This window comes from Actinacidiphila glaucinigra, from assembly GCF_035918135.1.
In the GTDB taxonomy this organism is placed as follows: Bacteria; Actinomycetota; Actinomycetes; order Streptomycetales; family Streptomycetaceae; genus Actinacidiphila; species Actinacidiphila glaucinigra.
Genome location: NZ_CP109144.1, coordinates 8,597,297 through 8,608,968, shown reverse-complemented (window position 1 = coordinate 8,608,968; position 11,672 = coordinate 8,597,297). Strand labels below are relative to the sequence as shown.

Genomic DNA, 11,672 nt, shown 5'->3' with positions numbered 1-11,672 from the left:
GACGAAGCCGGCCCCGCACCCGTGAGGGGTGCGGGGCCGGACCGGAACCGGAGCGGGCAGTTCACCAGGCGACGTGCAGGGCCACCGGGTAGCGCCAGATCGACGTGGCGCTCCACCGCACCTCGTCGGCCGGCTTGGCCAGCCTCAGGTCCGGGAAGCGGCGCAGCAGCTCCCTGAAGGCCACCTGGAGCTCCATGGTCGCCAGCGGCGCGCCCAGGCAGTGGTGGCCGCCCCAGCCGAAGGTCATGTGGGGCGTGCCGGCGCGGTCCAGGTCCAGTTCGTCGGGCCGGTCGTACTTCTCGGGGTCGCGGTTCGCGGTCAGGTACGAGACGTGGACGACGTCACCGGCCCGGATCAGCACGCCGCCCATCTCCACGTCCTCGACGGCGATCCGCGGGATGCCGACGCCCTTGCGGAACGGGATGTACCGCAGCATCTCCTCGATGGCCTGCGGGATGCGGTCCGGCCGCTCGCGCAGCATGGCCAGCTCCCGCGGGCGGGTGAGCAGGGTGTACGCGATGTTGCCGATCTCGTTGGACGTGGTGTCCTGGCCCGTGATGAGCAGGACCATGGCCATGACGGCGAGTTCCTTGTCGTTGAGGATCTCGTCCCCGTCACGGGCCGTGGCCAGCACACTGACCAGGTCGTCGCCCGGGCGGGCGCGCCGTTCGGCGGTGAGCTTGGTGAAGTACTCCCGCAGGTAGGCCTTGGAGTGGACGGCGGCGTCCCGGTTGTCGGGGCTGAAGTCCATCATGGTGCGGGCGTGGCCGCGCAGCTCCCAGCTGTCCTCGTCGGGGATGTCGAGCACCTCGCAGATGGCGGCCAGCGGCAGGGGCGCCGCCAGGTGCTCCACGAGGTCGGCCGGGGAACCGCTCTCCTCCATGCCGTCGAGCAGTTCGGCGACGACCCGCTCGATGCTGGGGCGCATGTGCTCGACGTTCCGCGGGGTGAAGCCCTTGGAGACCAGCGAGCGCAGCCGGCTGCTGTCCGGCGGGTCCATCACGTTGATGGCCTCGTCCTGGACGATCGGCTCCGGCGTCATGCGGGGGAAGTCCTTGCCGACGACGGCGGCGCGGCTGAAACGCCGGTCGGTCGTCACCGTCCGCACGTCCTCGTACCGCGTGACGAGCCAGGCCTCACCCTCGCCGTGCGGCAGCTTGATGCGGGAGATCTGCTCGTTCTCCATGAACTGCTTCAGCTGCGGGTCGAACTCGAGGGCCTCGGCGAAGTCGAAGGGGCAGTTGTGCGCGGAGGAACCGGATTCCATGCGAATACTCCAGTGCACCTGGGCGTCGGGGGGACATATCACAACCAATCCCCAGCGCGCGCCGGTGACCACTGCAGGCGGCCCATCCGGGCGACCCCCGCCCCGGGCCGCGCGGACGGCCGGCCAGGGCCGCGCCCCGCCCCCGCCCATGAGGGTGCCGCGCCCTCGGGGACACAGGGCGCGGCACGCACTCGGGCCCACCGGCCGTCAGTAGTAGTGGCGGCGCCCCGCGACGGCGTGCCCCATGACACCCAGGACCCAGAGCACGAGGCCGATGACCACGAGGATGACTCCCAAGGTCCACAGGATGGACATTCCTGTCAGGAATCCGATGATGAGCAGGATGATGCCGAGGATGATCATGATGCACTCCCTTGCTCGGCCCTGGTCGCCGTTGCCGCGTCCCGGGCCGGACGCGCCCCCGGGGACGGGCCCCGGGGCGTTGACCGCGCGGTCCGCGGTCGCGCCCGGCCCCGTTCGGACGGGACCGGCCGTCGGCGTCGCCCGCCGTCCACGCCTGCGGCCTGGATCTGCCGGCTTCGCATTCACGCCCATTCGTACACGGATCGGCTACCCAGCTCCTCGCGGTTCATGACCGCCGGCTTCGGCCGGTGTGCTGTCGGCCGGGTTCACGACCTCATCTGAGAGAGCGCTCTCAACAGCACGAACTCAGTCAGCGCGGCATCCCGTGATGCCCCCAACACCCCAGCACCGGCGGTCGCTTCCTGTCCGTGACGTCGCACGACCCGCCCTCGCCCGGCCTCGCCGGCTCCAAGCAGTGAAGGCAGGAAACGGTGTGCGACTTCTTTTGTTCCATGTATTGACCGCGGTTCACCCTGGCGGGAAGGTGTTCCCGCCAGATGAGAGCGCTCTCAACGGCTCTCGGACCTGAACCGCACCCTTCCCCGGCACCGATTCCGAGGAGGCATCACACCCGTGTCCGCGCGAACGACCACCGGCAGGCGGTACGCCGCCAGACCGCTCACCCTGATGGTGGCCGCTGCAGCCACCGTGACCGCGCTCTGCCTGGGCCTGCTCGGCTCGGCCAGGGCCGCCGTCCCGTCCGCACCGTCCGGCTGGACCACCGTCTGGAGCGACGACTTCAGCGGGGCCGCCAACTCTCTCCCGTCGGGCGACAACTGGATCATCGACACCGGTACCAGCTACCCCGGCGGCGCCGCCAACTGGGGCACCGGCGAGGTGCAGACGTACACCTCCAACACCGCCAACCTCCGGCAGGACGGTTCGGGCAACCTGCGCATCACCCCGATCCGGGACTCCGCGGGCAACTGGACCTCCGGGCGCATCGAGACCCGCCGCAGCGACTTCGAGCCCCCGTCGGGCGGCAAGCTCCGCATCGAGTCCCGCATCCAGATGCCGAACGTCACCGGCGCGGCCGCGGCGGGCTACTGGCCGGCCTTCTGGACGCTGGGCGCGCCGTACCGGGGCAACTACTGGAACTGGCCCTCCATCGGCGAGTTCGACCTGATGGAGAACGTGAACGGCGTCAACCAGGTCTGGGGCACCCTGCACTGCGGCACCAACCCGGGCGGCTACTGCAACGAGACCAGCGGCCTCGGCGCCACCCGGGCCTGTCCCGGCAGCGCCTGCCAGGGCAACTTCCACACCTACGCGTTCGAGTGGGACCGCAGCGTCAGCCCCCAGCAACTGCGCTGGTACGTCGACGGCGTCCAGTTCCACTCGGTGAACGCGAACCAGATGGACGCGTCCACCTGGAACGCGGCCACCGCCCACGGCCACTTCATCCTGCTCAACGTCGCGATGGGCGGGGCCTTCCCCGACCCGGTGGCCGGGTACAAGACGCCGACGGCCTCCACCGTCTCGGGCGTGCCGATGCTGGTCGACTACGTCGCCGTCTACAGCTCCGGCGGTGGCGGCACGCAGCCCCCGACCTCTCCCCCGCCGTCCGGGAACACGGGCAGCGCGTACGGCACCCTCCAGGCCGAGTCGTACACGCAGCAGTCCGGCACCACCGTGGAGAACACGACGGACAGCGGTGGCGGCCGGAACCTGGCGTCGCTCGCGAACGGCGACTGGGCGCTGTACTCCGGCGTCGACTTCGGGACGACCACGGCCCGGCAGTTCAAGGCCCGCGTCGCCTCCGGCGCCGGGGGTGGCGTCAGCGGTCTGGTCGAGGTCCGGCTGGACAGCCGGAGCAACGCCCCGATCGGCAGCTTCTCCGTCGGCAACACGGGCGGCTGGCAGAACTGGACGACGATCCCCGCCAACATCTCGGGCGTCACCGGTAAGCACGACGTGTACCTCACGTTCACCAGCGGCCAGCCGGCCGACTTCGTGAACGTCAACTGGTTCACCTTCAGCACGACCTGACACCCCGCCGCCCGCGGCGCCCCCGGCCGGTACCTCCCCCGGCCCGGCCGCCGCGGGCGGCACCGTGTCACGCCCCGGTCACGGCGGCCGGCCTCCGCCAGGTGGTCGCCGAGGCACCCGGCCCCGCGCCGCGGAATGAGCGATGTCCCCGTATCCGGATCTTCTGGGCACCGCTCGTGCTCGTCATCGCACTCGCCTCCTGGGTCGGCTGAAGAGCGCGCCGGCACGGCGAGCATCCCTTCCGCGACGGCGTGGCCATGTCGCGGGACGTACGGGACGCCCGCCGCGACATCCGCGCCTGGAAGGCGGGGTCCCTGGGGCACTACGGCGAGGACATCTCCTGGATGAAGCGTCACCGACCCGAGCACGCCCGTCCGGGCACACACCGCACCCGTCACAGCGGTTCCGCGCGCGACTGCTCCCCCCGCGGACCGCGCAGCAGACGCAGCCCGGCAAGACTCTGGAGTGCCATCGCGGCGGCGGCTGCGGTGGTGACCGTGAAGCCACCACGCGACCCGAGTGCGTCGATCGCCCAGCCGGACAGTGCCGCCGCGGCGGCCGTGCCCGCGGCACTGGCGGAGCCGAGCCAGGAGAACGCCTGGGTCAGGACGGCCTGGTGGACGGTCGACTCGGTGAGCACGGAGCAGAGCACCAGAAGGGGTGGGACCGCGGCGCCGGTCAGCACCACCACCAGTCCGAGTCCGACCGGTGAGCGGACGGTCGGCAGGAGCAGGGTACCGAGCATCAGCGCGGTGGTCGCCACCAGCAGTTGCACCGGAGGTGTGGCCTGCCACCGGCGCAGCCCGTACAGCCATCCGGCCAGCAGTCCGCTGCAACTGGAGACGGCGAAGACCGGGGAAGCGGCGCTCGGTGCACCGTGCTCCACCACAAAGGCGGTCACCGAGACCTGCATCGCGCCGAAGAAGACCCCGAGGGCGAGATTGAGGCCCATCAGTACGAAGACCCCGCTGCGCAGCAGCGACCGGCCCGCAGGGGCGTGGGCGCCGGCGCCGCCCACCGGTGAGGGCGCGCTGCCGCGCTGCGCCGCGAAGACCAGGCCGCCGACCACCGACAACGAGGCGGCCAGGACCGTACCGGCCACGGGATGTCCGGCCGCGGCGAGGGCGCTGACCAACGCCGGTCCCACAAGGTAGGCCACCGCGTTGCCGAGGGACTCCAGCGCGAAAGCGGTGGGCAGCTCCGCCGACCGGCCGGTGCGCAGCAGTGCCGCCCAGCGTGCCGCGGACATCGCGCTGAGCTGCGGAACGCTGGCTCCGACCAGCGCACCGCCCAGGACCAGATAGAGGTCGGAGGCATCTGCGGCAACCAGGGACACCAGGGCGGCCACCGCAAGGGCGTGGGCGAGCAGTGCGGGCGGCAGGATCCGGGTCTGCCCGAACCGGTCCACCAGCCGGGCTAGTTGGGGCGCAACGAGCGCGTCCGTCACCGCGAACCCGCCGCTGACCAGGCCGGCCGAGGCGAAGGTGCCGGTCCGGCCATGTACGAGCCAGACGATGCTGAGGCTGGTCATCGCGATGCCGACGCGGCCGAGCGACGCCGGGAGGAAGAATGCTGCGGCGCCCGGGGTACGCAGCAGGGAACGGTAGTTCGCCGATGACACGGCGAGTCCCTTTCGCTGCCCGACGGGGCGGCCCACCTGGGTCGTCGGTGCCCGGATGTACCGACCTGTGGTCGCCGCCTGGAACCGTCCAGTGTTGGCGCGGAGAGGGGGCACGCGCCCCGCACCGACTCCATCACCGGGCAGAAGTCCTGATGTGCTGTTGGTTGTTGTGATCACGGCGATTCTCGCCGCCAGGGCGAGCGCTGTCCATCGCGACACGGATGGGGACCGTCCCCAGCCGGCCCCGGACGTCGCCGCGGGCCTGCGAGCGGCAGGTGTGGACGTGGTCGCTCCCGAAACTGCATCGGGGCTCCCTGGCCTCGGACACGGCGGCGGTGCAGGGCGCCGTTGACCGACTGGCGGAACCTCCCGTGGTTCTGGGCCACTCGTATGGAGGGTCCGTGATCACCGGTCTGCGCGGCGTCGCACGCCTGGTGTTTCTGGCGGCGTTCGTGCCGGATGCGGGTGAGAGTGCGGCCGGACTGGGCGGCGCATCCGCCCGGTTGAAATCCGCCGTCGAGGCGCAGGACGACGGCTCCACCCGCCTTGACCCGAACAGGGCCGTGGAGGCGCTGTACGCGGGCTGCCCCCAGCACCTGGCCGCTTGGGCGACAGGACTCCTGCGAGCCCAGGCCGCTGGCTGCGGGCGAGGGGTACCGGAGCGTCAAAGCTGGAGGGAGACACCTGCCGCCTATGTCGTCTGCGCGAAGGACCGCGCCATCGACCCCGCGCTTCAACGCGTCATGGCGGCACGCTGCGGCTCGGTCCGCGAGTGGCCGACGGGGCACTCCCCGTTTGTGAGCCGCCCGGAACTGGTCGTCGATCTGATCCTGGAACTGTTCGACGCTTCGGACCCGCCGGGCCAGGCGAGACGAGGGCTGATCTCCCCTCGTTGACGGCGGAGGTGAGGGCGTTCGCCTCGCAGTGGACCGCCGTCTCCGCGGCAGGCGGATTCGCTCGCCCGATACGTGCCGCCGAAGACCACGTCGCTGCCGTCACGGCCCGGGCGGTCGACTCCACGGCGACCGGCCGGTCGCTCTGACGTGGAGAATGAGCGAAACAGCGGAAGGGACCACAATGACTGCTTGGTTCAGGGCGGTGTACGACCTCGGGGTCGGAGTGGCCCTGATGTTGGTGGCGCTCGATGTGGGCGCCGTCGCGGGGCGGCTTCACGGCCGTCTGGCGCATCATCCGAGGATCGGCGTCGTCCTGACTCCCCTGGTCCTGAGGGCCGCATGTGCGGTCCTCGGAGCGATCGTGATGGCGGTCGGTGCCGTACGTCTGGTGGTCCGATACCGCGCCACGGCGTAGCTCCTGGCGGGCACGTCCTTCACACGTCCCTGGGGCGCGCGATGAGCAGGGCCACGTCGTCGCGGTCGGCGGGGTGGCGCAGTGCGGCGAGGAGGCGGTCGCAGGTCTCCTCGACCGGCTCGTCGGGGGCGTCCAGGAGCCGGAGCAGGTCGTCGAGGCGCTCGTCGATGGCGCGGTCGCGGGTCTCGACCAGGCCGTCGGTGTAGAGGACGAGGCGGTCGCCCGGGACGAGGTCGACGGTGGTGCTCTCGAAGGGCACGCCGCTGACCACCCCCAGCGGGGTGCCCGTGGGCAGGTCGAGCAGTTCGGGGCGCTTGCCGGCGCGGACGACGACCGGGGGCAGGTGCCCGGCGTTGGCGAGGTGGCAGACTCCGCGACCGGGCTCGTACACCGCGTAGACGCAGGTCGCGATGTAGGGGTCCAGCCCGTGGGTGATCCGGTCGAGGTGGCCGAGGACCTGGGCCGGGGCGAGGTCGAGGCCGGCGAGGGTGGAGGTCGCGGTGCGGAGCCGCCCCATGGTGGTGGCCGCGGGGACGCCGCTGCCCATGACGTCGCCGACGACGAGGGCGACCCTGCCGTCGTCGAAGGGGATCACGTCGTACCAGTCGCCCCCCACCTCGCTGCTGGCCTGCGCCGCGCAGTAGCGGGCGGCGAGTTCCAGCCGGGCGTGGGCCGGCGGGAGTTGGGGAAGGAGGCTGCGCTGCAGGGTCTCGGCGGTGCTGCGCAGCTGCTGGTGGAGGCGGGCGTTGTCGATGGACACCGCGGCCCGGGAGGCCAGTTCGCAGGCGAGGGTCTGGTCGTCCTCGTCGAAGGGCTGGGGGGTGCGGGCGCGGGCGAGGCCGAGGACGCCGAGGATCCGGCCGCGCGCGATGAGCGGCACGGCCAGGGCCGTGTGGACGCCCGCCCGGGCCAGCAGCGAGGCGGCGTCGGGGTCGCGGGCGACGTGCACCAGGCTCCGCTCGTCGGCGTGGGTGATCAGTCCCGGGCGGCCCGTGTCCAGGCATCTCGCGGCCAGGTGGTCGGGACCGTACGAGACGAGGCGCCCGGGCCTGCCGAAGGCACCGGCCGCCTCGCCGGCCTCGACGCACTTGGCGGAGAGCGCGCGGAAACGGGTGCGGTCGTGGCCGGGCTCGCCGCCGTCGTCGCGCAGTGCGGAGTCGAGGACGTCGACGGCGGCGAAGTCGGCCAGTTCGGGGACGACGACGTCGACGAGTTCCCGGGCGGTGTCCTCGACCTCCAGGGAGTTGCCGATGCGGGCGGAACTGTCGGCGATCACGGCGAGGCGCTGCCGGGCGCGGTCGGCCTCCTGGGCCGAGCGGTGCCGGTCGGTCACGTCCACCACCGAGGTCGCGATGCCCAGGACGTGCCCGTTGCGGTCCGCCAGCCGGAAGTAGGACACCGACCAGGCCCGGTCGGCCGTCGGGTCGGCGGGCGTGCGGCCGACCACGTACCGGTCGACGATCGGCGTGCCGGTCCGCAGGACCTGGCGGAGCGCGTCCTCCGCCATGCGGAACCTGGCGCCGGGGAGCACCTCGCGGAAGGGGCGGCCGACGTGGTCGCCCTCCGTCATGCCGTGCATCGCGGCGAGTGCCGGGTTGACGGACAGGTAGCGCAGGTCGGTGTCGAGCACCGCGAGCCCGATCGGGGACTGCGCGACCAGTTGGAGGGAGAGGGCGAGGCCGCGTTCCAGCCGCTGCAGCACGGGCCGGTCGGTGGCTATCCCCAGGGCGTAGACGCGGCCGCGGCTGTCCGTCAGGCGGACGTTGCGGAACTCCGCCAGCCGGGTGCTGCCGTCCTTGTGGCGCACGGGGAACGCCCCCGACCAGCTGCGGCCGGTCTCCAGCACCTCCGTGAACAGCCTCATGGCGTCGTCGCGGTGCTCGGGCCGGACCAGCAGCGGCGCGGCGTACCGGCCGACCGCCTCGTCCGCGGTGTAGCCGAACAGTTGCTGCGCCTGCGGGCTCCACATGTCGATGCGCCCGTCCGACTCGAGCAGGACCGCGGCGACCCCCAGGAGGTCCATCAGTCCACTGGGGCCCAGTGCCCTGGCCTCGAGCTGATCGGCGCCGAGCGGCGGCCGCGCTTCGCTCATCGCAGGCTCCCTCTTCGCCCGCCCCTTCGCCGATCCCTTCCTCGCTTTCCGTCCGTCCGCCTACCCCGGCTGCGGCGAGTGAGTCCTGCTCTTCGGCTCCTCCCGCGGACCGCGTGACCACGTTTCGCCGGCCCGCTCCCGGGCAGGCGCCCATATCGCACGAGAAGCGCACAGAAGAGGGAAATCCCATGGCTGCAGAGTTCCCGGGCGGCCGCCACGTCCTGGCGGTCGTCTCCAATTACGGGGTCGAGCAGGACGAGCTGGTCGTCCCCGTCGAGCACCTCCGTGACAAGGGCGCCGACGTCACCGTCGCCGCGACGCGGCGTGACGCCGTGCAGACCCTGGTCGGGGACAAGGATCCGGGCAAGGTCGTGGAGCCGGACACCACCCTCGACGAGGTGGACCCGACCGGTTTCGACCTGCTGCTCATCCCCGGCGGCACCATCAACGCCGACAACCTCCGGCTCCAGGGGAAGGCGATGGACGTCGTACGCGCGTTCGCCTCGTCCGGGCGACCGATCGCGGCGATCTGCCACGGCCCGTGGGCGCTGGTCGAGGCGGGAGTCGCGAAGGGCAAGACGCTCACCTCGTACGCCTCGGTGCGGACCGACCTGCTCAACGCGGGCGCCGCGTCCTGGGTCGACGAACCGGTGGTGAGCGACGCCTCCGCCGGGTACCCGCTGGTCACCTCGCGCACGCCGAAGGACCTGGACGCCTTCCTGGGCGAGGTCGACAAGCTCCTCGCCGGCGCCTGAGCGCGGTCGCCGCGCGAGCCGGGTCACGGCTCGATGAGGCCGGCCCGGATCGCGTAGCGCGTCAGTTCCAGGCGGTCGCGCAGACCGAGCTTCTGCAGGAGGTTGGCGCGGTGGCGTTCGACCGTCTTGATGCTGATGAAGAGCAGGTCGGCGATCTCCTGGGACGTGTGGCCCTCGGCGACGAGCTTGAGGATCTCCTCCTCGCGTTCGGTGATGGCACGGGCCGGCAGGGGCTCTCCCTGGCGGGCGCGTTCGAGGTAGCTGCGGATCAGGGTGGTCACGGCGCCGGGGTAGATGAAGGGTTCGTCGCGTACGGCGGCCCGGCAGGCCTCCACGAGATCGCGGTCGGCGACGGACTTCAGGACGTATCCGCTGGCCCCGGCTTTGAGGGCCTCGAAGAAGTACTGCTCGTTGTCGTACATCGTCAGGATGAGGATGCGCAGGTCGGGACGGAGCCTGCTCAGCTCCCGGGCGGCCTGCAGGCCGGTCATACGGGGCATGGCGATGTCCAGGACGGCCAGGTCGACCGGCTCCTCGCGGGCCTTGGCGACGGCCTCGGCGCCGTCACCGGCCTCGGCGACGACGGTCAGGTCGGGTTCGCCGTCGAGGATCAGCCGGACGCCCCGCCGCACCAGCGCGTGGTCGTCGGCGAGGAGGATGCGGGTGGGCGGCGGCGCGGTCATCGCGGGCCGTCCGCCGCCGGCGCGGGTACGTCGAGCCGGGTGTCGGCGCCGCCGCCGGGGGCGGCACCGACGGTCAGCGTCGCGCCGATGAGCAGGGCCCGTTCGCGCATGCCGCGCATCCCGGCGCCCTCGGGCGCGTCGCCGATGCCCTTGCCGTTGTCCCTGACCAGGAGTTCGGCCCCGCCTCCGGCGGCGGCGCCGAGGTGTATCTCCACCCGGTCCGCGCCCGAGTGCCGGGCCGCGTTGGTGACGGCCTCCTGGGCGACCCGGTAGAGCACCAGCTCGGTCTCGTCGTCGAACGCGGGGAGCGCGGGCCCCCACTGCTCCACGACGGTGAGTCCGGGGCTGGTGAACTCGCCGGCCAGGGCGCGCAGGGCGCTGTGCAGGCCGAGTTCCTCCAGGACGCCGGGGCGCAGACGGCGCGCGATGCGGCGGATCTCGTCCAGCCCGGCGCGCGTGGTCTCCTGCACCTGCCGCAGGTCGTCCTTGAGAGGGTCGGGGGCCAGGTCCGCGCTGCGGCCCAGTTGCAGGACGACGGCGGTGAGGGTCTGGCCGACCTCGTCGTGGAGTTCCTGGGCGATGCGCTGCCGTTCGGCCTCCTGGGCGGACAGCACGCGGGCGCTGGTGGTGGCGCGCTCGGACTCCAGACGGTCGAGCATGGTGTTGAACGTGGAAATCAGTGCGGACATCTCACCCGATCCGGTGACGGCGGGCCGGCCGCCGGGGCGCAGCAGGTCGGCGGAGTTCATCGCCCGGCTCAGTCGCTGGAGCGGTGCCAGCCCGACGCGCAGCAGCAGGGCGTTGGCGACGAGCATCGCGGCCAGCCCCACGCCCAGCACCAGCGCCTCGCCCAGCAGCACGGGGGTGGAGACCGTGACGGGGCCGAGCAGGAGCACCGCGGCGACGACCAGCACCGCGCCGTTCAGCAGGAAGATCCGCCAGTACAGCGACATGGTCCCGCCCTCCTCGGGGGCCTACCTCCACTGTCCGCGGACACCGCCGTGACGTCCTGCGCGGGCGGCCCGCCGCGCCCCTCCTGCCGTGGGTGGCGGGCACCCGGGTCCCGCTTCCAGCCTGCCCCCGGCCGGGGGGCCGCGGCCATCGGGGGCGGCACCCATTTCCGGGCCGCGGGATTGGGTGCCGCCCCCGATGGTTCCGCGGCCGGGTACGGGCGACGGTGGAGGTGACAGGGCCCACCGCTCCGGGAGGAGGACACCATGCCGCACCTGCACAGGGCCATCGAGGACCTCGAGGCCGAGACGAGGCGCACGGACCCCCGCTTCGCCGAGGGGTTGCGGACCGGCCGCCCCTGCGCGCCACGCGAGTACCGGCGCCGCATGGGCTGGTTCCTGCAGGCGGTGGCGCTCGCCTGGATCCTGATCGGCATCGCGCTGCCGCAGGGGCTGCTGCTGGCGGCCGGACTGGTCCTGGCCGGCATCGGCACGGGGGTCCTGTCCCCCCGGCACGACGCCGTGGGGCGGGGCCGCCGGCGGTCCTGAGCCGGGGCCGGGACGGCGGGTTCAAGGATCGGACGCGCGGTGGGCGGGCGGCCGGCGGGTCCGAAGGTTGTTGCGGGGCCCGCGTGTGGCGC

The 11,672-nt window shown here is 72.5% G+C and carries 10 protein-coding genes; 4 read left to right on the top strand and 6 right to left on the bottom strand.

Going from position 1 to position 11,672, the window contains the following annotated elements; all coding sequences use genetic code 11:
• Window positions 1–61: 61 nt before the first annotated feature.
• Complete coding sequence (locus OIE69_RS39075) at window positions 62–1,267, bottom strand: cytochrome P450 (RefSeq protein WP_326579856.1); 1,206 nt, start codon at window positions 1,265–1,267, stop codon at window positions 62–64.
• Between the two features lie 207 nt (window positions 1,268–1,474).
• Window positions 1,475–1,630 carry a DUF6131 family protein gene (locus OIE69_RS39070; RefSeq protein WP_326579854.1) on the bottom strand — a complete coding sequence of 52 codons (156 nt, stop codon included), beginning with the start codon at window positions 1,628–1,630 and terminating at the stop codon, window positions 1,475–1,477.
• Window positions 1,631–2,257: 627 nt separating this feature from the next.
• Here OIE69_RS39070 and OIE69_RS39065 point away from each other — a divergent pair.
• Window positions 2,258–3,619, top strand: a complete 1,362-nt coding sequence (locus tag OIE69_RS39065) for a glycoside hydrolase family 16 protein (RefSeq protein WP_326581542.1) — start codon at window positions 2,258–2,260, stop codon at window positions 3,617–3,619.
• Between the two features lie 394 nt (window positions 3,620–4,013).
• Here the strand turns inward: OIE69_RS39065 and OIE69_RS39060 are convergent, their stop codons facing one another.
• Window positions 4,014–5,240: an MFS transporter gene (locus OIE69_RS39060; protein ID WP_326579852.1), complete on the bottom strand. Its 1,227-nt coding sequence runs from the start codon at window positions 5,238–5,240 to the stop codon at window positions 4,014–4,016.
• 221 nt (window positions 5,241–5,461) lie between these two features.
• Between OIE69_RS39060 and OIE69_RS39055 the strand changes: the two genes are divergently transcribed.
• Window positions 5,462–6,136, top strand: coding sequence for an alpha/beta hydrolase (locus OIE69_RS39055; protein WP_392567623.1), 675 nt, complete (start codon window positions 5,462–5,464; stop codon window positions 6,134–6,136).
• Window positions 6,137–6,570: 434 nt separating this feature from the next.
• Here OIE69_RS39055 and OIE69_RS39050 read toward each other — a convergent pair whose 3' ends face one another.
• Entirely contained in the window at window positions 6,571–8,643 is a 2,073-nt protein-coding gene (locus OIE69_RS39050; protein WP_326579850.1) for a SpoIIE family protein phosphatase, read from the bottom strand.
• A 188-nt stretch (window positions 8,644–8,831) separates the two neighbouring features.
• Between OIE69_RS39050 and OIE69_RS39045 the strand changes: the two genes are divergently transcribed.
• The gene (locus tag OIE69_RS39045; protein ID WP_326579848.1) at window positions 8,832–9,398 is read left to right on the top strand and encodes a type 1 glutamine amidotransferase domain-containing protein; all 567 of its coding nucleotides are present in this window, start codon (window positions 8,832–8,834) and stop codon (window positions 9,396–9,398) included.
• Window positions 9,399–9,421: 23 nt separating this feature from the next.
• Here OIE69_RS39045 and OIE69_RS39040 read toward each other — a convergent pair whose 3' ends face one another.
• Entirely contained in the window at window positions 9,422–10,081 is a 660-nt protein-coding gene (locus OIE69_RS39040; RefSeq protein WP_326579846.1) for a response regulator transcription factor, read from the bottom strand.
• Window positions 10,078–11,034 carry a HAMP domain-containing sensor histidine kinase gene (locus OIE69_RS39035; protein WP_326579844.1) on the bottom strand — a complete coding sequence of 319 codons (957 nt, stop codon included), beginning with the start codon at window positions 11,032–11,034 and terminating at the stop codon, window positions 10,078–10,080. Before OIE69_RS39035 ends, OIE69_RS39040 begins: the two co-directional genes overlap by 4 nt.
• Before the next feature lie 264 nt (window positions 11,035–11,298).
• On the opposite strand from OIE69_RS39035, the gene OIE69_RS39030 reads away from it, so the two are divergent.
• Entirely contained in the window at window positions 11,299–11,580 is a 282-nt protein-coding gene (locus OIE69_RS39030) for a DUF3040 domain-containing protein (protein ID WP_089225554.1), read from the top strand.
• Window positions 11,581–11,672 lie beyond the last annotated feature (92 nt).

Bases quoted from the DNA above. Each gene is read 5' to 3' on its own strand.
- OIE69_RS39075 (WP_326579856.1), bottom strand. From the start codon at position 1,267: ATGGAATCCGGTTCCTCCGCGCACAACTGCCCCTTCGACTTCGCCGAG.
- OIE69_RS39070 (WP_326579854.1), bottom strand. From the start codon at position 1,630: ATGATCATCCTCGGCATCATCCTGCTCATCATCGGATTCCTGACAGGA.
- OIE69_RS39065 (WP_326581542.1), top strand. From the start codon at position 2,258: ATGGTGGCCGCTGCAGCCACCGTGACCGCGCTCTGCCTGGGCCTGCTC.
- OIE69_RS39055 (WP_392567623.1), top strand. From the start codon at position 5,462: ATGGGGACCGTCCCCAGCCGGCCCCGGACGTCGCCGCGGGCCTGCGAG.
- OIE69_RS39050 (WP_326579850.1), bottom strand. From the start codon at position 8,643: ATGAGCGAAGCGCGGCCGCCGCTCGGCGCCGATCAGCTCGAGGCCAGG.
- OIE69_RS39045 (WP_326579848.1), top strand. From the start codon at position 8,832: ATGGCTGCAGAGTTCCCGGGCGGCCGCCACGTCCTGGCGGTCGTCTCC.
- OIE69_RS39040 (WP_326579846.1), bottom strand. From the start codon at position 10,081: ATGACCGCGCCGCCGCCCACCCGCATCCTCCTCGCCGACGACCACGCG.
- OIE69_RS39035 (WP_326579844.1), bottom strand. From the start codon at position 11,034: ATGTCGCTGTACTGGCGGATCTTCCTGCTGAACGGCGCGGTGCTGGTC.
- OIE69_RS39030 (WP_089225554.1), top strand. From the start codon at position 11,299: ATGCCGCACCTGCACAGGGCCATCGAGGACCTCGAGGCCGAGACGAGG.